The sequence below is a fragment of the Paenarthrobacter sp. YJN-5 genome, assembly GCF_015040095.1.
Lineage (GTDB): Bacteria > Actinomycetota > Actinomycetes > Actinomycetales > Micrococcaceae > Arthrobacter > Arthrobacter ureafaciens.
Window position 1 is genome coordinate 1,616,027 of the sequence record NZ_CP053544.1, and the last position, 17,848, is coordinate 1,633,874.

26 protein-coding genes are annotated in these 17,848 nt (G+C 61.9%); 2 read left to right on the forward strand and 24 right to left on the reverse strand.

Annotation, left to right across the window (positions count from 1 at the left end):
- The 19 genes from HMI59_RS07620 to HMI59_RS07710 form a co-directional block, all read right to left on the reverse strand.
- Entirely contained in the window at positions 1 to 1,275 is a 1,275-nt protein-coding gene (locus HMI59_RS07620) for a head maturation protease, ClpP-related (protein WP_193593273.1), read from the reverse strand.
- Complete coding sequence (locus HMI59_RS07625) at positions 1,272 to 2,588, reverse strand: hypothetical protein (protein ID WP_193593701.1); 1,317 nt, start codon at positions 2,586 to 2,588, stop codon at positions 1,272 to 1,274. Before HMI59_RS07625 ends, HMI59_RS07620 begins: the two co-directional genes overlap by 4 nt.
- 18 nt (positions 2,589 to 2,606) lie before the next feature.
- Complete coding sequence (locus HMI59_RS07630; protein ID WP_193593274.1) at positions 2,607 to 4,250, reverse strand: terminase large subunit domain-containing protein; 1,644 nt, start codon at positions 4,248 to 4,250, stop codon at positions 2,607 to 2,609.
- Between the two features lie 136 nt (positions 4,251 to 4,386).
- A complete protein-coding gene (locus HMI59_RS07635; RefSeq protein WP_193593275.1) occupies positions 4,387 to 5,052 on the reverse strand; it encodes a P27 family phage terminase small subunit in 666 nt (221 codons plus the stop codon).
- Positions 5,049 to 5,252 (reverse strand): hypothetical protein, encoded by a 204-nt coding sequence (locus tag HMI59_RS07640; RefSeq protein WP_193593276.1) that lies wholly within the window; start codon positions 5,250 to 5,252, stop codon positions 5,049 to 5,051. The genes HMI59_RS07635 and HMI59_RS07640 overlap by 4 nt, the downstream gene beginning before the upstream one ends.
- 196 nt (positions 5,253 to 5,448) lie before the next feature.
- Positions 5,449 to 6,132: a hypothetical protein gene (locus HMI59_RS07645; RefSeq protein ID WP_193593277.1), complete on the reverse strand. Its 684-nt coding sequence runs from the start codon at positions 6,130 to 6,132 to the stop codon at positions 5,449 to 5,451.
- Between the two features lie 151 nt (positions 6,133 to 6,283).
- A complete protein-coding gene (locus tag HMI59_RS07650; RefSeq protein WP_193593278.1) occupies positions 6,284 to 6,715 on the reverse strand; it encodes a hypothetical protein in 432 nt (143 codons plus the stop codon).
- Positions 6,716 to 6,717: 2 nt separating this feature from the next.
- The gene (locus HMI59_RS07655; protein ID WP_193593279.1) at positions 6,718 to 7,005 is read right to left on the reverse strand and encodes an HNH endonuclease; all 288 of its coding nucleotides are present in this window, start codon (positions 7,003 to 7,005) and stop codon (positions 6,718 to 6,720) included.
- Positions 7,006 to 7,133: 128 nt separating this feature from the next.
- On the reverse strand, positions 7,134 to 7,886 hold the full coding sequence (locus HMI59_RS07660) for a hypothetical protein (RefSeq protein ID WP_193593280.1): 753 nt from the start codon (positions 7,884 to 7,886) through the stop codon (positions 7,134 to 7,136).
- Entirely contained in the window at positions 7,883 to 8,215 is a 333-nt protein-coding gene (locus tag HMI59_RS07665) for a VRR-NUC domain-containing protein (RefSeq protein ID WP_193593281.1), read from the reverse strand. The genes HMI59_RS07660 and HMI59_RS07665 overlap by 4 nt, the downstream gene beginning before the upstream one ends.
- A 2-nt stretch (positions 8,216 to 8,217) precedes the next feature.
- The gene (locus HMI59_RS07670; protein ID WP_193593282.1) at positions 8,218 to 9,285 is read right to left on the reverse strand and encodes an HNH endonuclease; all 1,068 of its coding nucleotides are present in this window, start codon (positions 9,283 to 9,285) and stop codon (positions 8,218 to 8,220) included.
- A gap of 48 nt (positions 9,286 to 9,333) precedes the next feature.
- The gene (locus HMI59_RS07675; RefSeq protein WP_193593283.1) at positions 9,334 to 10,161 is read right to left on the reverse strand and encodes a hypothetical protein; all 828 of its coding nucleotides are present in this window, start codon (positions 10,159 to 10,161) and stop codon (positions 9,334 to 9,336) included.
- A 132-nt stretch (positions 10,162 to 10,293) separates the two neighbouring features.
- The gene (locus HMI59_RS07680; protein ID WP_193593284.1) at positions 10,294 to 10,491 is read right to left on the reverse strand and encodes a hypothetical protein; all 198 of its coding nucleotides are present in this window, start codon (positions 10,489 to 10,491) and stop codon (positions 10,294 to 10,296) included.
- Complete coding sequence (locus tag HMI59_RS07685) at positions 10,488 to 10,829, reverse strand: hypothetical protein (protein ID WP_193593285.1); 342 nt, start codon at positions 10,827 to 10,829, stop codon at positions 10,488 to 10,490. Before HMI59_RS07685 ends, HMI59_RS07680 begins: the two co-directional genes overlap by 4 nt.
- The gene (locus HMI59_RS07690) at positions 10,826 to 11,254 is read right to left on the reverse strand and encodes an ASCH domain-containing protein (protein WP_193593286.1); all 429 of its coding nucleotides are present in this window, start codon (positions 11,252 to 11,254) and stop codon (positions 10,826 to 10,828) included. Before HMI59_RS07690 ends, HMI59_RS07685 begins: the two co-directional genes overlap by 4 nt.
- 119 nt (positions 11,255 to 11,373) lie before the next feature.
- Positions 11,374 to 12,630, reverse strand: a complete 1,257-nt coding sequence (locus tag HMI59_RS07695) for a DNA polymerase III subunit beta (RefSeq protein WP_193593287.1) — start codon at positions 12,628 to 12,630, stop codon at positions 11,374 to 11,376.
- The gene (locus HMI59_RS07700) at positions 12,627 to 12,923 is read right to left on the reverse strand and encodes a hypothetical protein (RefSeq protein WP_193593288.1); all 297 of its coding nucleotides are present in this window, start codon (positions 12,921 to 12,923) and stop codon (positions 12,627 to 12,629) included. The genes HMI59_RS07695 and HMI59_RS07700 overlap by 4 nt, the downstream gene beginning before the upstream one ends.
- A complete protein-coding gene (locus HMI59_RS07705; RefSeq protein ID WP_193593289.1) occupies positions 12,923 to 13,315 on the reverse strand; it encodes a hypothetical protein in 393 nt (130 codons plus the stop codon). The genes HMI59_RS07700 and HMI59_RS07705 overlap by 1 nt, the downstream gene beginning before the upstream one ends.
- Positions 13,302 to 14,642 (reverse strand): ParB/RepB/Spo0J family partition protein, encoded by a 1,341-nt coding sequence (locus tag HMI59_RS07710; RefSeq protein WP_193593290.1) that lies wholly within the window; start codon positions 14,640 to 14,642, stop codon positions 13,302 to 13,304. The genes HMI59_RS07705 and HMI59_RS07710 overlap by 14 nt, the downstream gene beginning before the upstream one ends.
- Positions 14,643 to 14,671: 29 nt before the next feature.
- Here HMI59_RS07710 and HMI59_RS07715 point away from each other — a divergent pair, with 29 nt between their 5' ends.
- On the forward strand, positions 14,672 to 14,920 hold the full coding sequence (locus HMI59_RS07715) for a hypothetical protein (protein ID WP_193593291.1): 249 nt from the start codon (positions 14,672 to 14,674) through the stop codon (positions 14,918 to 14,920).
- Between the two features lie 261 nt (positions 14,921 to 15,181).
- Here the strand turns inward: HMI59_RS07715 and HMI59_RS07720 are convergent, their stop codons facing one another.
- Genes HMI59_RS07720 through HMI59_RS07730 form a run of 3 tightly spaced genes read right to left on the reverse strand, consistent with a single transcriptional unit; the run spans position 15,182 to position 16,289 of the window.
- Positions 15,182 to 15,454, reverse strand: coding sequence for a hypothetical protein (locus tag HMI59_RS07720; protein ID WP_193593292.1), 273 nt, complete (start codon positions 15,452 to 15,454; stop codon positions 15,182 to 15,184).
- Positions 15,451 to 16,059: a hypothetical protein gene (locus tag HMI59_RS07725; protein WP_193593293.1), complete on the reverse strand. Its 609-nt coding sequence runs from the start codon at positions 16,057 to 16,059 to the stop codon at positions 15,451 to 15,453. The genes HMI59_RS07720 and HMI59_RS07725 overlap by 4 nt, the downstream gene beginning before the upstream one ends.
- The gene (locus tag HMI59_RS07730) at positions 16,059 to 16,289 is read right to left on the reverse strand and encodes a hypothetical protein (RefSeq protein WP_193593294.1); all 231 of its coding nucleotides are present in this window, start codon (positions 16,287 to 16,289) and stop codon (positions 16,059 to 16,061) included. Before HMI59_RS07730 ends, HMI59_RS07725 begins: the two co-directional genes overlap by 1 nt.
- Positions 16,290 to 16,452: 163 nt before the next feature.
- Between HMI59_RS07730 and HMI59_RS07735 the strand changes: the two genes are divergently transcribed.
- Entirely contained in the window at positions 16,453 to 16,995 is a 543-nt protein-coding gene (locus HMI59_RS07735; protein ID WP_193593295.1) for a hypothetical protein, read from the forward strand.
- Positions 16,996 to 17,073: 78 nt separating this feature from the next.
- Here HMI59_RS07735 and HMI59_RS07740 read toward each other — a convergent pair whose 3' ends face one another.
- Both HMI59_RS07740 and HMI59_RS07745 read right to left on the reverse strand, forming a co-directional pair.
- Positions 17,074 to 17,391 carry a hypothetical protein gene (locus HMI59_RS07740; RefSeq protein WP_193593296.1) on the reverse strand — a complete coding sequence of 106 codons (318 nt, stop codon included), beginning with the start codon at positions 17,389 to 17,391 and terminating at the stop codon, positions 17,074 to 17,076.
- Positions 17,388 to 17,735, reverse strand: coding sequence for a helix-turn-helix transcriptional regulator (locus HMI59_RS07745; RefSeq protein ID WP_227471571.1), 348 nt, complete (start codon positions 17,733 to 17,735; stop codon positions 17,388 to 17,390). The genes HMI59_RS07740 and HMI59_RS07745 overlap by 4 nt, the downstream gene beginning before the upstream one ends.
- Between the last annotated feature and the right edge of the window lie 113 nt (positions 17,736 to 17,848).

The window sequence follows — 17,848 nt, forward strand, 5'->3', positions numbered from 1 at the left end:
TCAGGACTCCTTCGGGAAGATGTGGTCGTAAGCTCGGGCTTCGTCCGTGGAGTCCTCCACGCCGCCCGTGTAGCCCACCGTGTCCACGGGGATCAACCCCGGTTCGAGGGAGGCGAGGGTGTCAGCCATGCCCGGATCTGCCTCAAGGGAGTTGAGCCAGTGATCGCGGCGGGCCGGGGGAATGCGACCGTCCTGCACGGCGGCGTTGACGAGTGCGTTTCGTTCGTCTGCCAGTTGCTGCTGACGGGCCAGCCGGCCATCATCAGCGGCGTTACGCAGCTCCTGGTATTGGGCTGCGTCCAGTACGACCGTTCCGGGCGCATGCGCCGCTGGTGCAGCTGCAGGCGCCTCTTCGGTCTCCTGCTCTTCGAGCGCCTCGTCCAAGGCTTCGAGCAGCTGGTCTTCGTCGAGTTCCGTGTCAGCCCGGATGCCGAGCCGTTCACGAAGCCCCTTGTTCAGTTTTTCCGACATAGTGCCGGTTCCTTTCTCTTCGGGGGTGGTGGTTTCCTTCGGCTCGGCCGGAGGTTTCTGGATGGTCTTCTCGACCATGTGAGCTGCCGCTGTGAGTGCTGAGCCGTTGACCAGACTGAGCTGGGGGCGGCGTTCGTGACGGCCATTGACTGCCGGCGCCGGCGCATTCTGGCGTCCGGCGTGGGCAAAGATGGAGAGGTCGAAGCGGTTGCTTGCGTCCTCGGTCTCGGGTTTCTTGGATACTTTGGCAACGCGGTCAGCGAGCCCTGCGGTGACGGCTTCATCCGCCGTGTACCAGGTCTCTGCCTTCATGGCCGCACGCCACTCTTCCACGCTGCCGCCTGCCCGCTCGGCGTAGATGCCGGCGATGGTCCCGGAGATCCGGTCCAGGTCTCCGGCTACCTTCTGGAGCGTCTCGGCATTGCCGTACGCGAAGGACCACGCCTCATGGATCATCAGCTCCGACCCTTGCCCCATAACCACCTCATCGGCGGCTTGAATGATGAACGAGGCTGCCGAGGCGGCCAGCCCGTCCACCGTGGCCACAACGGTCGCCTTATGCCGGCGAAGGGCGTTCATGATCGCGACTCCGTCATAGACCGAGCCGCCAGGGGAGTTGACGAACAAGTTGATGGTGGACACATCCAGCTCGGACAGTTCGCGGACGAACCGGGAAGCGCTCACACCCCACCAGCTGTCGATCATCTCGTAGATATAGAGGTCCGCCGTGTCGGCTTCGGTAGAGGCCTCCATCCGGTACCAAGGCGCCGACGCTGCGGAGGGCTTGAGCATTTGAAGTGTCATGTTGTCTCCGTTGCAGTTCGGGGGAGTGCTTCCCTTGCCGTGGCTTCATCGAAACCGGGCAAACCGTAGACCGTTCGCAGGAAGTCGTCCAACTTCTGGTCTGCCTTTATTGCCCCGCAGTCGATGAGCATCTTGATTGCCTCAGCCGTGGGGGCGTGGCGGGATCCGATCTCTTCGAAGACCAGCTTGGGGGCCGGTTCATTGATCCCCCAGTTGACGTCCACGATGTCCTCGATGATGTGCTGGGTAGCCGTGTCAGCGATCTGCATCGCCAGCGTCTGCAGCGACAGGGTGAAGAAGTCGGCGAAGGTAGATCCCAGCGCCCAGGAACCTGTCTCCGTGCCGAGGTTCAGGAAGTGTGCCAGGACGGCGCGGGCGATCTGTTCGTCGTAGTAGCGGATCGGCGTGTCAGCATCCGGCAAAGTGCCTGTGACGCCCTTCAGTTCGAGCTCCGCATCATGCGGAATGGACCCGCCCGAGTTGTCGCCCGAACGGATGCCCTTGGCCAGCTTCAGGCCGGCGTCGATTTCCTTGTTCTCCCGCGCGATTCGATCCTCACCGGTGACGGAGTCAGGAAGCTTCGAAGCTGTGTACACCGGGACGCCCATGCCGTTGCGGTCCAAGGTCTGGGCCTGAACGCGCAGGGCACGGTCCTTCAGCAGCCAGTTCTTATAGGCGGGACGGAGGATGGACTGGCCGAGCCAGTTGCCGCCCTCTCGGTCATTGACGTACACAACCAGCCGCGCCACGCCCATGGGTTCTTTGGCGTTGTGCTGATGGATCGCCACCAGCCCGCCATCCGGTGCCACGTCGATGCGGGATAGCGTCTTGGGTGGTCGCCAGGCCAGCTTACGGAGGCGGGCCTGTCCTGCTTCATCGATGCGGTATTGCTGCTCAAACACCGAATGGCCAAACGGAAGCATCAGCAGGGCAAGCCGAAGATGTTCGGACCAGGAGAACCGGTCACGGGTCCGGATCACCGGGTTGTTCTCGGCCCCAACCAATGGGAGACCAAGATCGTCGGCCACACGCTGGGCCACCTCGGGGCGGCAACCGCTGCCGTCGATCCGCCACTTGGTGCGGCGGATCGGTAGGGTCATGGCCCGCAGTACCGAAGTGATCTGGGCGTCTTGCCTGCGCATCCGGTCGTAGACCTCGATGTTGTGAGGCCACCGCAGTTCCGGTGTTTCCTCGACGTCAAGATCAGTCCACCAGTCACTGGCGGTCGTCGCGTAGCCAACTTCCGTGACGGGAGCCGCTGTGCCGAGTTCGGCTTTGTTCTTGCGTGAGCTTGCCGATTTGAACCATTTCACCAAGGCGTACTCCTTTCATCAAAAGCCCACGTGGGCGACGTTGTCTTCGACGTAGGTGGATTCCTCGGTTGTCACCGCTGCCGGTGGCGGCGGCGGTGGGGGCGGTTCGATGACACGGCGGCTCATCAGCCACTTCGCAGCGATGAAGGCCATCAGCGGGGCGATCTCCGCCGGGGACGCGTTGCGGTCAGGCAACGCTGCACCGCCACTGAAGACCTTGAGGACCGCGACGGCTGCCGCGGTGTCCAGAACCGGCTGTGGGTTGTGCCTGACCGTCTCATCGCGAACCGCGTCAAAGACGTCGGCCCAGCCGCTCGTGAGGTCGCTTCCTGACCACTCAACAACCGGGATGGTGAACTCTTCGTCGGCCTCCAGATCCTCCATCAGTGGAGAGATCGGCGCGCCCCTGGACTGGCCGGCAACCGCCTTGATCCTGCCCCGGCGCTTGTCGTCCATCAGCCATTCCTTGACCCAGTCCGAGCCGGGCCGGGCGGTCACGACTTCGACCTGGTACTTCCCATCGGCCCTGAAGCCACCAAAGGCGATGTAGGTCATGGACCGGTCGTGCGATTGATCCACACCCGCCCATACTGGGGAGCCCGGAACGATCCGATCATCGTCGGCAACGCCCACTGTTCCGTCGTCACGGTTGACCAGGACGTTCTTGCCTTTGTCCCACGCACCTGGCGGGAACGGCCCCGTTAAGGTGCCCTCTGACCATTGGCAGCCGACCTCAGTGCGGAAGACCCATTCGGGGTCCGTGCGGCAGGCTGCGGCGATGGTGCGCTCGGTGAAGCCCGGGTTCCAATTCAGGGAAGGGTTGGCTTGTGCCCACCCCTTACGGTCGCGCTTGTCCGTTCCGGGGGCCATGGACCATTCCCAGAGGCCGAGGGTGTCTTCGTCCTGTTCGAACTCGGCCAGCTCGTCATCGTCGATGTCGTCAAGATCGCCCTCAACCAGATCAGCGACGTCGAGCGCCGTCGGCCCCGCAGCTCCGATTTCTTCACAGATGCCGTCCGGATCCCCGATGGCCTCGTGGGCCATCTTCCGGAGGTACTTCAGAACAATGGAGGTCATATCGCCGGCATTGGACAGGGCAAGGATCAGCGCCTCGGCCTGCGCCATGGTCGTCTTGGTGATCGCGCCCCAAGCTTCCCAGTTCTGATGTTCACGCAGTTCGTCGAGCATGATGAGGTTGCCAGTGAAGCCACGGCCAGCGCGGCGGTTGGCTGCCTTGACCTTGTACCGGGGGCCAGTCTTCTTGCCCGTCTTGGTGTCCGCGTCTTGCGGCTTCAGCTCGAGGGCCTTCTTGCCGTTGACCTTCACGACTCGCTTTAGGAGCTTGGATAGGTTCTCGTCCTCTTCCACGAGGTCTACGGCACCCTGCCAAACTTCCTCAGCGGTTTCGAGATCCTGCGCGGTCCCCATGACCAGGGGCCAGCCCCAGACGATCATGAACCACAGCGCCAGCACCTGTGACAGCGTGCTCTTGCCGTTCTGCCGGGCGATCAGCACAACTGCCGTCCGGAACCTCAGAGAGCCATCAGGGAGCAGCTCCAGCATCCGGCACAGCAGCACCTTCTGCCACGGATACAGATCCACGCCCAGGACATCGCGTGCGAAGTCGATGACGTCATAACCAAGCGTTGTGTCCGGCGTCAACGCCCGCAGCGGCGGAGTGCAGATCCGAGGCTCGGCGTAGCCGTAGATCTTAGGCTTCTTAACCCCGGTCTGATCTGGTTCTGGAACGTGGCAGACCTGGCGATAGTAGTCACCCGGGTCAACCGCGTTAGGGCCACTAACCGGAGCGGCGTGCCCTGGCGCGAGCTTGGAAGTCTGTGACACTCGCACCCTCCGGCTTGGACTCATCGGCCGGCGCATCGCCCTCTGCAGGTACAGCGGCGGGAACTCCGACACCCGGGATCGAGGCCGGTGTTACCTGCAGCTCGGCGCAGGCTTTCAGATACTGGGGGACCGTCGTGGTCATGGCCTTTTGAAGGGCCTCCATGCTGTCCCGCTGGGCTTCGTCGATCATCCACGCCAGCGTCTTCAACGCAGCGACGGGACCGGCGAAGCGCGCCCCGTGCAGGTGCTTGGCCTCGGTGATAGTTCGGGCGGTCGCGTCGGCGATGTAGCCGCTCTTCCTGGTCGGCTTCACGAGAGGGGCAAAGCGGTCGCCCCACACTCGGATCTGCTCGGCAGTGGACCTCTCGACAGCGAGCGCGGGGTGAGGGATGACCTTGCCCCGGGTGTCGGTGACAACCATGCCTTCGTCTTCGATGCGGCCGCGGGCTTCGCGTAGGCGGGCGGTGAGGGTGCAGTAGGTTTCCAGTGCGACCCGGTCAACCTTTCCCACGAGGTCATTGCTGGCCACGATTTCGCGCCACACGTCCGCTACGGGTTTGGGCAGGTGGTCGGGGGCCTCGACTGGCTCATGGGCGTCGGACGGTTTGCGCTTGGTCATAGGTTCAACTCCCCGATGTTCATCTTGCCGACGTCGAGCGGCTTCGTGGACAGGCGGCCGATGGTGATCGAGTGCAACGGGCGGGCCTCAATGGCAGGCCATTCGGAGACGGTCCGGGGCCGCAGCCGGGCCACCAGTTCTGACAGTTGCCGACGGGACTTCCGCCAGTCGATCAGCAGGGCGATATCCGAGACGCTCATTGCTGGGTAGTCGGCCAGAACGTCCCGCACGGCTGGTTCGGCGTCCTCGGACGCTGAGGGCCGATAGTAGCTCTCTCTTGCGCCGGGGCGCAGGGCCCGGCGCACAGCGTTCCGAGAGGCCCCGCGGCCTCTGCTGATCCCTCGGATCGATTCGCCGCCTTCGTGAGCTTCCCTAAAGGCTCGGCGATCGTGCATGCTACGGCTCTGATTGCCGCGTGTCGGCGTGGCAGACGGTCACCAGCCGCAGCGAGGACCTCAAGCCCAGAAGGTCCGCAAGGATCTGGTCTGTCTCGTCGATGCCGTACTCGACACCCTTGCGAGCGCCTTGGTTAATCAGGGTCCGGTAGCCGATGATGCTGGCGTCTCGGCGTGGGCGTCCACGTTCAAGGTTGAGCTGTTCGGCCTGGTGACTGTCTTTGACGATCAAGACACGTGTCACGCCTTCATGGGCATCGTCCAGCCATTTCAAAGCCAAACGTGTTTTGCCTTCCTGGCGGGCTCCTATGATGACGTGCTCGGGCAGGTCCAGGAAGGACGGAATGAAGGTCTCGGCCGTCAGACGTTTTGACTCGGCCAACCGGGCGGTGAAGTCGGGGGACGGGGGATCGATCTCTAATGCGGGGCCGATCATCCTTCGCAGGCGGTCACTAGCCCGCTCCGGAACCGCATCCGCCAGTTCGTCACCGACTGCAGCGGCGAAATCTTTGAGCTTGTTGGCAAGCTCCGCTTCGTCGACGCGAGTGCGGGCGGTGATCGAGACGTTCCCAACTGTGTGAATCTGCTCAGTCACGACGGGCAGTTCAATCTCACCGATATCGTGCGGTTCGCCGTCACCGATACGGGCTGAAATGACCAGTGTGAGATTGCCAGCAATTGCCATATTCGAACCGGCCTTTCGGGTAAGATGATGGGTCCGTTTTCCCCGCCAATTCAACGTTTTCGGATCAAATCCATGCGGCGCGAGCCCGGGGGGAGAGGGAGGTGCAGGCGGGGAGTGTCCGGGACGGCGGCAGGCTGGATTTTTTGGTGGCCTACCAGTTGTCGGATACCACCCCTAGGTCCGGTTCATGGATCCCGGACCAGCCGGGGAAGTCCCTGACGCCGTCAGCACGGTCGAATCGTTCGAACCAAGTCCTGACACCAACAAGGGTGGTGACCTTGTCGGCCCGGTCTCGTTGCCTGATGCGATGGGCCAGCTCGTTCTGATCGGAGGTCAGCAAGTAGACGTGAGTGGCAGCGACCAGCTGCGCCGCCTTGGCCCGGGCCGCCGACGTTGCCCCGGTCCTGATGACCACAGCTTGAGCCCGTCGATCCGAGCCGAGCGCGGCGAGCGCCTCGGTGAACTGCTTCTCACTTGACCACTGCCGGTCGTCGCGGTCGAAGACCTGCAGGCCTGACTGCCTGGCCGCCGTGGTCTTGCCGGCACCTGGTGGGCCACACAGCACAACGACTGTCCGGGGCACGGTTACCAGTCCTCGGATGTGACGCCCATGCCGAGGTCTTCACCCGGGCCAGCTGCCTTATTGCAAGACAGATGGGCTGGCTCCCAGTTGCTGGGCTCCCACGTCAGATGCGGGTACAGCTTCCGTGACTTCACGTGCTGCACGCTGCAGGACTGCTCATGCGGGTAGGTCAGCGAGTAGTCGATGCCCTGCTTACAGATGATGCAGGGCTTGTCCTTGCGGCGCCCCTCGGCCTTGACCTTGAGAAGCGCTTCACCTGCCCGGCGTCCCGACCAAGCGGGGATGCTCATGCCGTTCACGCCAGCGTCACCACCTTCGGACACGACGAAGGCCCCGACGGTAATCCGTCGAGGCCTTCCAAAAGCTTTAGGGACAGCTATCCCCTCGTTTTGAGGGTACTACATTCTGAGCTACAAAATCACATCAACGCTCTATTGCGTGCCCTCATGTCTTCGAACACTTGCAGTACGTCTCCTGGGTAGTAGATCTTCCGGTCTCTGCTGTTGCTGCTGACGTGGTCTAGCACGTAGCGCAGTTTTCCCCTGCTAACCCAGTTCTCGATGTCCTTCTTGGTGATGACCGCTTTCGCCTTAGCCCGCAGCAGGTCCCTGACTCCCGATGGTGTCATTGGCTCCCCTCTTACCTTGCGTCTCAGCTTCGCCAGTACATCGCTGACGTTGTGGACTGTATTGCACTCGGGGCACTTGACCGTGGCGTCGTCTGGATGGGCAACCAGTCGCCCATCGCAGGGGATCGGGCTATCGTCCCCATCTTCTCCTTCAAGTGGTTCCTCGCAGCGCCCGTAGACCCGGGAGTCTTCCGGCCCCCACACAAGGTCGCGGGCCTTCTGGATCCAGTCGCGGGCCATGAACAGGATCTTCCCAGCGTCGGGGTTGTCCGCTGCCGCGTCGTATGCACGGGCCGGGAGCTGGTGCAGCCATGCCCGCAGCAGGTAAGCATCCACATTCATGGCAGGCCGGGACTTCGCTACACCGCCACCGCCACCGCTTGCGCCCGGGCTCCTGGTCACAGCCGTCTGATCGATGGCTCCACCGATAAACTGCAGCAGTGGGCCGACATCAGCAAGCAGTGAATCCAACTCCACGATGCAGTCAGTGCACAGGTAGAGCGAAGTCTGCCGGTTGCAATCCTCCGTCGTGCAGGTGGTCATTTGTCCCCTCTCAGTTCTCGCTGGATTCGTCCGCTGTGCAGATCCTCGGGACGCCACACACCAACATCGAGGCCGGCCAATTCGAGGATCTTCAAGCAAAGGACCTGGGCAGGGCGCACCCGACCCGTTGAAGTCTTCAGTTCACGGAACAGGACTCGCCTCCTGGACAAGCTGCCGAGAACGAGATCCGGAAAGCCTGCCTGCGAGCGCCGGCTATCTGGGTTGTGGTAGCGCAGTTCGTATCCGAAGTATTGGGCCAGTTCCAGGACAGACCCCTGCAGTTGGTCTTCTGATGGTGAGTTGTGTGATGAAAGTCGTTTGGTACGCATGTTCAGTTTCGTCCTCGGTTGCGGGGGCGTCTTCTTCTGGTTTGGTTCTTGGGTTTGCCCTGGGAGGTGAGCGGGGCTTCCTGCCCTGCACTTCCCTTACCTGCCTGACCCGTCCCGTCCCTACCCGTCCCGACAAATCCAGATCCGGGATACCTGTGTCCTGGGTCCGGATTTGGTCTGGTGTTGGTCCTTCGTGCCGTTACAGCCGGGTGTGCCGTTACAGCAGGGTGTGCCGTTGCTGCCGGGGAGTGCCTGACCGTGGCTTTGTGTGCTGCGGAGTCGCTTTCGGGGCCGGAGTGTGCCGTTGCCTCTTTGTGTGCCGGAGCTGCCTGCGTGGGCTGCTCTACGGCTTGCGTCTCGTCCGTTGCCGCTTTGGTGGCGGCCGGTGTGCCTGGTCGGGTGTAGGTGGGTTCTATCGGGGTGCCGTGTTTGGCGATGAAAGCGGCCGTTGCTTCGCCGATGAGGGGCTCTGCCGGGACTGGGAGGGTCTTCCAGTTGCTTTCGGGGTCATCTTGTCTGCGTCCGTTGCACTCCCGGCAGCAGACAACGAGGGTGTCTACGGTGCCGGCCTGGCCGGGGTTGGTGTGGTCGTAGGTTGCGCCGCGCCCTGACTTGGTGTCTCCCCAAGCCACGGATTTGCCGCAGTAGCGGCAGGCGTCGCCGTCGCGGGCTCTAACTCTCCACGTGAGCTCGGGGTTGCGGGTGTCTCTCTTCCTCTGGTTGTTCCACTCTCTTTCTGCCTTGAGGATCATGTGGAAGAGGTCATTGTCTTCAACCAGTTTGAAGGCTTTGCGTTCTTCGCCTTCCACGGTGATCTTGGTTTCGGTGAGGTAGCCGCAGTACTTCGCAGCTTTTATAAGTTCGTTGTAGCGGCCCAGTGATCCGGCCATCTGCCGGGCGGTGCCGACGCTGATGATGTAGTCCTGCTCATACGCTGCAGCCTGGGTGGCGCAGCGGGCCACGAAGCCGAAGCATTCGTTGAGGATTCGGTCATCCGCGTCTTCCATTTCCACAGCTGCGAGGACGATGGGGTGATTCGCCGCCGCGTCGCCCTGCTTCAGCCATGGCACTGGGTGGACCTTCTTTCTTCGGGACCTGGGTGTTGATTCTTGTAGTTCTCACGCCGCGGCCTTCCGCGGGGCTCGCTTTGGGTTGTCCAGCTGGATCAGTAGCTTGTCGCAGACTTCCTGATGTCCGGCACGGTGGAGCTCTGAACGGATGTCGGCCCAGCGTTTTCCCGTTCGCTGCTCGATCTCTTCGATGCCGGCTCCGGTGCGGCGCAGATAATCGACATCTTCGGCGAGCGCGTCTATCTTCTTGATCCTGGCTTCGCCTAGTGCTGGCCGGCCTCGGCTGTTTAGAGGGGTTCCGAGGTCCGGCGCGGCTGCGGGGTCGTCTATGGTTTCGTCGTCCCAGGCCAAGGGTGGCGCGTATCCTGCTTTGGCCACGCGGGTCATGGTGCGGCCATCGGCTGGGCCAGGTACGTTCCATAGCTGGTCATAGACCTTCAGCACTGCCTCGTGCTTGAACTGGCTGATGTAGTTTCCGCGTTGGTGCATCATTGTGCCTGTGCTGAATCCGACCCGCTTTGTCAGGTCCTGGTGTCGCCAGCCGATTGCCATGAGAGCCTGCAAACGTCGGCGGGCGCCGATGTTTGGGACGAAGCCGGTGCTCAGGCTGCGATTGAAGATCTTTTCGGCGGTGACTGCGAGGATCTTGGCTTCGTAGGTGCGTTTGATGCTGGTTTGTTTGCCGCGATTCAGCAGGCTGATGGTGCCTGCTGATATGCCGGCGGCGTCTGCAATTGACCGGATTCTGACGCCGTGTTGGCTGACGAGCTGGCGAATGTGTTCGCTGGCGCGGGCGGGTGTGGTGGTTCGGGTGAGGCCGTGGTCGTGGTCGATCTTCCAGCGCTTCATGTAGGCGGCGTCGTACTTGCTGGTCACTATGCATCCTCTCGTTCAGTGGTTGGGCCGGTGCATGCGCATCGGCGGATTCCTTGTTTTTCTTCGGGGTAGATGAAGCCGTTGCAAGACGGCCAGCTGTTGCCTGGGGCTCCGTGGTAGTGGCCGCAGTTGTTACACCATGCGTGGCTCATCAGCCGCCGATCTTCGACTTTCGGCAGAGCTCGCCGTCTGGCCGATTGATCCCATTGCTGGTCCCTCCTTGGCCGGGAAGATTTGGGCGTAAAAGTCAGGATGTTCGTGGAGCAGCTGGTCGAGCTTCGCTGTCAGGATGGGTGTCTTATCTCTTGGTCGCTCGTCTTCGACGGTCACGATTCCTCCTCGTCGAAGTGGGGCAGCTCGGCGAACCGCTGGAGCACATGCTCGATGTCCTCGGCCCTGTCAGCCGATGTCCCGAACCAGCTGTCCATACCCCAGTCGATGCGAGCGCGGGCGTAGGTCGCGACCTGCGATGCGTGCCAGAACTCTGCTGCCAGTTCGGTGTCCGCAAGTCGTTTCTTACGGGAAAGGATGTGCTCTCGCGTGCGATCCGCGTGCCACGCCATGTGTGCCCCGAAGGCCAGGATCTTCTCGGTGAGGGCGGCCCGGGCCGCCGTGGGTTGTTCCGGCACAGGGGCGAAGATGGTTAGCTCCAGTGGTTTCTTGGTCATGATGTCGCCTCCAGGTTCCAGATGTTGAGCTTGCCTACTTCCGGGAACGGGCATGCGAGCGGGCGGGGCTGGGATAGCTCCCAGTGGTAGAAACCGGGCCGGGCCCATTCGGAGCAGTAGCCGTCCTTGGTCTTGCAGTCGGAGGAGTGGTGGCAGCCCACGACTTCCACGGTGCCGAGGACGTAGCCCTGCAGCTGAAGGTGGTTCCTGACAGCTTGGGAAGCTTCAGCCCGGGCCTGCCTGATTGCTTCGTTCTCGTGGCCTGCTTCGTCATCGCGCTTGGCGATGTGGATGTAGAGCGTTCCCCGGTGCGAGGTTGGTTGTGAGCGGTTCTCGACGTTCTTCCCTGCGTTGATGATCGCCCATGCCCAAGGGTTCTTGACCGTGAGGGCCTTCAGCCGTGGTGCTTCGATACCGACGGTCATGAGCAATCACACTCGTCCTGGCCGTTGAGGGCTTTCCTGCACGCGCTGCACGTGGCGATCTTCGCCGGGCGACTGAGCAGCTGAGCCAGCATCGCGTCTTCTTCTGCCTCGGTCACGGTTCACTCGCCTCCAACACGGTGAGGCAGGCGTACCGGCATGAGCAGGTGTCTGTACGTGCTGGGCTTTTCGCCTTTGGCCGTGACAGGCGAGATGCATGTCGGTTTGACCATGTTGTAGAAGGAGAAACGCACTACGTCGGTGTTGATCGCCTTCAGCGCATCCAGGAGGAACTGTGGGTTGTAGGCGGCTATGTCAGGGGCGTCGATGTTGGTGGTATCCGCCAGGAGGATAGGGGTAGCGACTTCGCTTCCTCCCTCGGCAAAGCTCGGCGCGAGGGTCACGGCGCTAGGCCCGATTTTCAGCAAGCCGGGCTCGTTGTAGTCATTCAGTTCCCGGGCAACGATGACCTGGTCGATCAGATCTCTGCGATTGACTTCCAAGGTCATGCCGAAGTCCAGATCGAACAGGGATTTGATCTTGGGGTAGTCACCTAGGACGCCCGTCAGCGTGAATGCGGAGTCACCTGACGCCAGGTGTATGCTCGCCCGGCCGCCGTCCTTTCCGTGAACATCCCCGGAGACCAGAACACCGAGGGTGACCTTCTCGCCATTGAGGTGCCTGGCGATGGCCTTCCACGTCTTGGCCGGGAGAAGGAACCTGAAGTCTTGGACTTCCTTCGTCAACTTGAGCGTTTCCGAGGACAAACGGTAGCGGTCCGTTGACTGGAGCGTCAGCGACCTACCATTGCTCTGCATCTCGATAGCGGTCAGGATAGGAAGCGTCTCGTCGAAGCTGGCAGCGATAGAAGCCCGGTCCATGGCGGACGCCAGCGCATCCCGGTCCAGTTCAAACGTGTCCAGCTCGCCATAGGCGGGGAGGTCCGGATACTCCGAAAGCGGGGCATCATGAAGCCGGGGAATGGTGAAACCAGCGGCAGTGACGGTGATCATCGGCCGGCCGAGAAGCGTCTTCGCGGCCACAGTCACGGGAATGTCCCTCTTCCGGGCCGTCAGCACGCGGATCGTTCGGACCAGCCAGGAATGCGGGGCCAGGGCCTTGCCGTTACGCAATGCCCCAACGGCTTCATTGTTCAGTTTGACGACGGCTGAGGTCGAGTAGTCATAACCGGTAAGCGTGGCCTTTCCGCGATTGCACTCCAACACGACGAAACTGAGGATCGGCACGGCAGGCCGGGAAGATACTGCAGCACCCACCGCTGCGAGCTTCCTCAGCCATTCGGCGCCGGTGGCAGTAATCGCCAGATCTGCGAGCGCCGGTTCTGTGGTTGTGGTGGGGTCGGTGATCGTGGCTGTCATCTTCTGGCCTCTCGTGGTTCGTGGGTATAGTGCTGGGCTTCTTCGGCTTCGAGGGCTGCCCTGGCTGATATGAGGTCGATGCGGGCGCGGTCCAGTTCGTCTTCGGTTTGGCGGAGGCGGCGGGACTTATGGATGGTGTCGAGTCCGTCAAGGTCGTCGGCGAGGATCTCTGCGAGGAGGTTCTGACGGCGGATGGTGAGCGCCGCGCTGATCCGTAGGGCTTCGTCGTGGCGGTTCCGGTAGACCCGGAACTTCTGCTGTTGCCAGTGCTTTTCCAGTCGCGTCCAGGGCATCAGCGGCCCGTTCCGTTGAGGCGTGTGCCGGACCGCCAATGCGCCCCGATAATGAGCTGGCCGAACTCGAACGCTTCCCGCGCCGTGTCGTGCCATTGGCTCTTCAGTGGAAGAGGGTGCATCACACCTTCCTCGTCCCAGAGCGTGAGCTTCCAGCGGCCGCTGGCGCCTGGGCGGACGCCAGCCCGGGGGAATTTCCGGTCCTGGCTCCCGTCAAACGGCGCAGATGGACGGAAGCCGGATAGCGCGTCCACGTGGTCCAGGACGTCACGCTTTGCCTTCCACTGGATTCCGACAGGTGCGGCATCGTCCAGGATGGCGGGGCGGAAGCCGCAGCCGCAGACGGGCTCGTTGTCGGCATTGCGCTTGAGGAAGTGGCTAGGCTTCGTCATCGTCGTCACCTTCTGCAGTGGCGGCCTTCTGGGCGGCGAAGTACTGGATGGCGTCCAGCTCGGCTTCTGTCCACTTGTAGCTGTAGGAGTGCTCCAGCGATTCACGCCAGGGTCCTGTGGACATGTAGCCTGTGTCGCGTCCCCAAGCAGCTAGGTCTGCGAGCAGTTCCTCTTTGTTCCCGCCGTGACGTACCAGGTGGTTCAGGACGATCAACTGGTCGGTGGAAAGCTTGGCGATCCCGTCAACGATTTCCTGGTCATCAATCTCCTCGTGCTCTTCGATGCCAAGCCAAAACCCCACGGCGGCGAGAGGAAGCTGTTCGGCCATGTCCAGCGCCAGCTGATGCACGACACTGGCCTCCGGTTTCTTCAGGGCGCCCCTAAGGAACGCCTCACGAACCGGCGCCGCCAGCTCCAAGCCGCGGATAATCTCGCCGCGGCGAACCGCGGCCGCGATTTCCTCAGGAGTTTTCTCAGGAGGGGTCCACGGCTTCTGGGCTTCACGTTTGCGGGCCCAAGTGATCTTCGGGAAGTCGGGGTGGACGATTGCAACGAGATCGCGCTCCACGGCCTCAGTGATCTCATGGTCGGCATATGTGGGGGAAAAGTCCTTCCATTCCCACTGCGGCCCTTCCGGGCGGTCAGCGACTTCAACACCGGCGCCCTGCAATTCGGCCGTCAGCCGCGGCAGGTTTTCCCGCCATGCACGCAGTTCCTTCTCCGCGGCAAGACGAACCTCCCAGTCATTGGGTTTGTCCGCTACCTTCAACAGCCGCTCTTCGGCTTCCTTGTCATCGGCGAAAGTGAGCAGCTCCATCGCCTGCTCGATGTTCAGAGTCGAGTCCTCGATCTTGCCCTGGGCGGCCGTCGATAGCTTCGTCATCTTCGACCGGGACCGGACGTACTTCTCACCCCGACTCAGCGACTTAGCGACAGCCTTGACGTTCATGCCCTCGCAGTCCAGCAGGGACTGCACTCCACGGGCCGTGTCCATCTCCGTGAAGTTCTCACGATGCGTGTTCGCCGTGATCATGAAAGCGATCTGCTTCGCCTTCGTGTCCAGGTCATGCCGAATCTTGCAATCCAGCTCTGTGACGTTGCCAAGGAGTGCTGCAGCCTTCCGTCGGTGGCCCTCCAACAGCATCCACTTGCCGGCGTCCTCGCCGTCAGTGACGGGCACGACGTGGCAGTCGTCCGTATTGCCGTCCTTGGCCAAGCTGTTGGCCAGCTCCACGAGATCCTGATCCGGTCCAAGATCAGAACGGGGATTGTCTGGGTTGTCGATCAGATCCTCGACGGCGATTCTTCTGTGTTCGATGGTGGTCATGATTGTCCTTCGCAAGGTGTCGTAATTGCTTGCTCCGCCAGGGCAAGGGTCAGCGCGGCCTGCAGCCGGCTGATGGCAGCATCGAGTTCGCCATCCTGCAGCGCAGAAAGGGCGCGGGTGGTGGTTCGTTCGATGCGGAGAAGGCGCAACGCAGCGTCATCACGGACTACTGGGTTGCCAAGCCACTCTTGTTCTGTGGCTGGTACCTGCCTCTGGCGGTGGACGTTCTCCTGGTCCTTCTGAGCAAGGACCGGGACAGCGTCCGCTGTCTGGGGTAAAGGGCCGGCGCCGGGGCGGGCGCCGGGTGGTCTATCTGTCATCGGCGCCCCCAATCGCCGGTCATCATCTTCTGCGCCTGGGCTGCGGCCCTGACTCAAGAACGAAGCCACCCGCGCCCGCCAAGAGAATCAACAGACCAGCGAGGTAAACGCCGTTCGCGGTGCCCGTCATCATCAAGACCAAGGTGGCACCGAGGATGACCAGAGGCCCGTACAAGAAAGCGCGGCGGCGATTCTGGCCGACCCGCGCCGACGGGCGCATCACAGGTCAATCCCTGTCTGAATGGCCCGCTGTGCGGACTCCCGGTACTCATGCTCCGAGAACTTCCCCCGATCGACTCCGTTCACGACAATCGTGTTCGTGGACATATCGATCTCAATGACCTGCGGCAAAGGCCACTTACGACGTGCGTAAGCAGTCATCTGCTGCTTGAACTCCGCACTGCTGCGGTAGTACAACTCGCACGTGTCCTGGAACGGGCGATGACCGATGGGATGCACCACCGCGAACGACTTCTTCCTCGTCTTCGTCATCTTCCGCCACCCCTCAGCTGCTGGGCCCTGCCGGCGGCAGCACGATCAAGGCTCGCCAGCTGGTTCCGCCATGGACGAGCCGGATCAAAGACCGTCCCCGATGACAGATGCGGGCCGGGCTTCGGAATGGACTCCGCCGACTCATCCAGCCCCTTCGCGACGCGCGGATCCAGCAGCACACGAACGGTCATCGGGGATGGGGCAGCTGCCGCCGGCACGTCGGGGGATTCGACGGCAGCCGCCGGTTCAACGGGCTGCCCCCCGGCAGCCTCGGAAGAGTCAGTCACGGTCTTGCGATAGCGGTCAGCGCAGGTTTCAACGTCCGCGATGAAGTTCCTCGTCTTCATCACCGCGTCCGCGAGGGCATCCGATATCTGGGGAAGCACCAGTTCAATGTTGCCGTGGCGGTCGAACTGGCGTGTGGTCTTGAGAGCGGTGATCAGGTTCTCCGCGTCCTGGACGGCGGAGAGCAGCAGCTTGTGCCGGCGGCTCTGCTCGAACGGGATCATTTTCTCCACAATGGCGTCGGTCTCACCTTGCCTGTCCACGGCGTGGAAATACGCATGGCGAGGCAATAGGTCCGTTGCTTCATTGCGGTCCATCATCAAGCCACCTCTGCAGGTGGAGTGTGCCGGATGGACTGACCCATAAGTCGGGCCTCTGCGAGCTTCTCCAGCTGCTCCCTCGACGGGCCCCCGGGCGTGTAGGCAGCCTCGGCTATCTCCCGAGGGCTCATGGTGTTCATCCTTGCCGTGGCCTGCGCGAGGACCCTGCCAGCGGCGGCAATATGGGGGCGGGCTTCCGGTGGGAGCTGCCGAAGTCTTCTGATCATCATTGGTAGACTCATTTCTGATTCGAGAGCCAGGCCTTGTTCAGATCAGGTGCCTGGCTCTTGGGTTACTTACGGGCGGTCCAGTTGGTTCTTGGCGGAATGAAACTGGACCGCCTTTTTACTGCCCCCTGCGGGTGTCGCGGGGGAAACTGAGGGATAGGGAAAAATGGGGAATCCTCTGGTAGCGCCTTTGCTCGTATACGCGGAAACCGCGCCGTTCAATCTCGGTGACGCACTTTCCTCGGGCACAATCACTTTTGCCTTCGGGGTGGTGGTCGCAATCGTTATTCCTTGGCTCACGGTCCTTATAACCAAGCGGATCGAACGCCTTTCGGCCGAGAGGGCCGAGCGGATGGAAGCGAGCCTCGAACTCATCAGGGAAGCTGGAAGCTTCCTAGAGGAGGTTTCAAAGGAACGCCCTCCTGGTTCGTACACCTTCCACATGACCGGGCTCTCCAGCGGCGTAGCTCGCATACTGATGCTCACCAAAAAAGGCCGAACGTCAGGCGCAGAGATGCTCCGTGAAAAGACCCGTTTTGCTGGTAGGGAGCCAATCAGTGAGGAGCTTGCTCTCGCCCTCGGTGACTGGGTGAGGCATGGCCGGTTCCGCATCACAAACCGGCCTCATCAGAAATTAGCCAGACGGTTACGGCGGCTGTTCCCGCAGCAATCCCGACAGTCAGAGACCAAGGCCCTACAAAATCGGTAGTTGCCGCGTCACTCACCCAAAGGCCAAGTCGCCAGATGCCAACGCCCGCGAGCAGAGCGGCTCCGGCGAGGAACCACTTCATGATGCTTCCTCTCTTTCCTTGGTGACCGGCGCGACAGCAGCGGGGGAAGATGCTGCCGCACCGGGGCCTTTGGGTGCTGCTTCAAGCAGCGCCTTCGTCTGCTGCAGCAACTCGATGAACAAGTCCAGATCCTCGACCTGGAACATAGTGACCTCTTTGTCGTAGCCCGAGCTGATCGACACCAAGGACGGCGCCTCCGCATTCCAAGCGATCACCTCGACCCGATGCTGCTGAACAGAGACGCCGCTCGGGTAGAGATCCGTGGGGTGCTCGACCACGGACTGAACACGATGGACGGTGCGGTAACCGCTCATGCGTGCATCCTCCTTTGGTTGCGAACACTGTGACTTCGACTGTGAATCTTTTCCGTCTGTCCACTTTGGACACTTGAACTGTCCACCCTGACCAAGAAAAGATCGTCCACGCCTACGCCCAGATATGACGCGATTCGGGCCGCTGGTTCGGGATCGACATGGGATGCCGTCCCCGCGAGCAGGCGCCCTAAATAAGAGTGAGCCTTCCATCCGGCGGCTCGCGCCAGCTCCCTCTGGCCGACTTCCTGGATCACCATGAGCTTCGCAAGCTTCTTGGGATCTTTGAGGATCATCCAGATATCTCCTAGTTTTGTCGCCGGTCGGGCGATCGACGTGATAGTCACTGTACTGCCTTCCTGTCCTTGTGTCCAGTCTGTGTGTCCATCGTAAACATTGCAGTGTCCACTCCGCAAGCCCAAAAAGCCCTGTTCCTATGGCAGAGTTGGGGAAAGTTCGG

Coding starts and splice junctions, on each gene's coding strand:
- HMI59_RS07690 (WP_193593286.1), bottom strand. CDS start 11,254: ATGACCGTCGGTATCGAAGCACCACGGCTGAAGGCCCTCACGGTCAAG.
- HMI59_RS07725 (WP_193593293.1), bottom strand. CDS start 16,059: ATGATGGACCGCAATGAAGCAACGGACCTATTGCCTCGCCATGCGTAT.
- HMI59_RS07655 (WP_193593279.1), bottom strand. CDS start 7,005: ATGAGCATCCCCGCTTGGTCGGGACGCCGGGCAGGTGAAGCGCTTCTC.
- HMI59_RS07685 (WP_193593285.1), bottom strand. CDS start 10,829: ATGACCAAGAAACCACTGGAGCTAACCATCTTCGCCCCTGTGCCGGAA.
- HMI59_RS07620 (WP_193593273.1), bottom strand. CDS start 1,275: ATGACACTTCAAATGCTCAAGCCCTCCGCAGCGTCGGCGCCTTGGTAC.
- HMI59_RS07740 (WP_193593296.1), bottom strand. CDS start 17,391: ATGAGCGGTTACCGCACCGTCCATCGTGTTCAGTCCGTGGTCGAGCAC.
- HMI59_RS07635 (WP_193593275.1), bottom strand. CDS start 5,052: ATGACCAAGCGCAAACCGTCCGACGCCCATGAGCCAGTCGAGGCCCCC.
- HMI59_RS07735 (WP_193593295.1), top strand. CDS start 16,453: ATGGGGAATCCTCTGGTAGCGCCTTTGCTCGTATACGCGGAAACCGCG.
- HMI59_RS07695 (WP_193593287.1), bottom strand. CDS start 12,630: ATGACAGCCACGATCACCGACCCCACCACAACCACAGAACCGGCGCTC.
- HMI59_RS07720 (WP_193593292.1), bottom strand. CDS start 15,454: ATGACGAAGACGAGGAAGAAGTCGTTCGCGGTGGTGCATCCCATCGGT.
- HMI59_RS07645 (WP_193593277.1), bottom strand. CDS start 6,132: ATGGCAATTGCTGGCAATCTCACACTGGTCATTTCAGCCCGTATCGGT.
- HMI59_RS07665 (WP_193593281.1), bottom strand. CDS start 8,215: ATGCGTACCAAACGACTTTCATCACACAACTCACCATCAGAAGACCAA.
- HMI59_RS07660 (WP_193593280.1), bottom strand. CDS start 7,886: ATGACCACCTGCACGACGGAGGATTGCAACCGGCAGACTTCGCTCTAC.
- HMI59_RS07730 (WP_193593294.1), bottom strand. CDS start 16,289: ATGATGATCAGAAGACTTCGGCAGCTCCCACCGGAAGCCCGCCCCCAT.
- HMI59_RS07710 (WP_193593290.1), bottom strand. CDS start 14,642: ATGACCACCATCGAACACAGAAGAATCGCCGTCGAGGATCTGATCGAC.
- HMI59_RS07640 (WP_193593276.1), bottom strand. CDS start 5,252: ATGAGCGTCTCGGATATCGCCCTGCTGATCGACTGGCGGAAGTCCCGT.
- HMI59_RS07700 (WP_193593288.1), bottom strand. CDS start 12,923: ATGCCCTGGACGCGACTGGAAAAGCACTGGCAACAGCAGAAGTTCCGG.
- HMI59_RS07705 (WP_193593289.1), bottom strand. CDS start 13,315: ATGACGAAGCCTAGCCACTTCCTCAAGCGCAATGCCGACAACGAGCCC.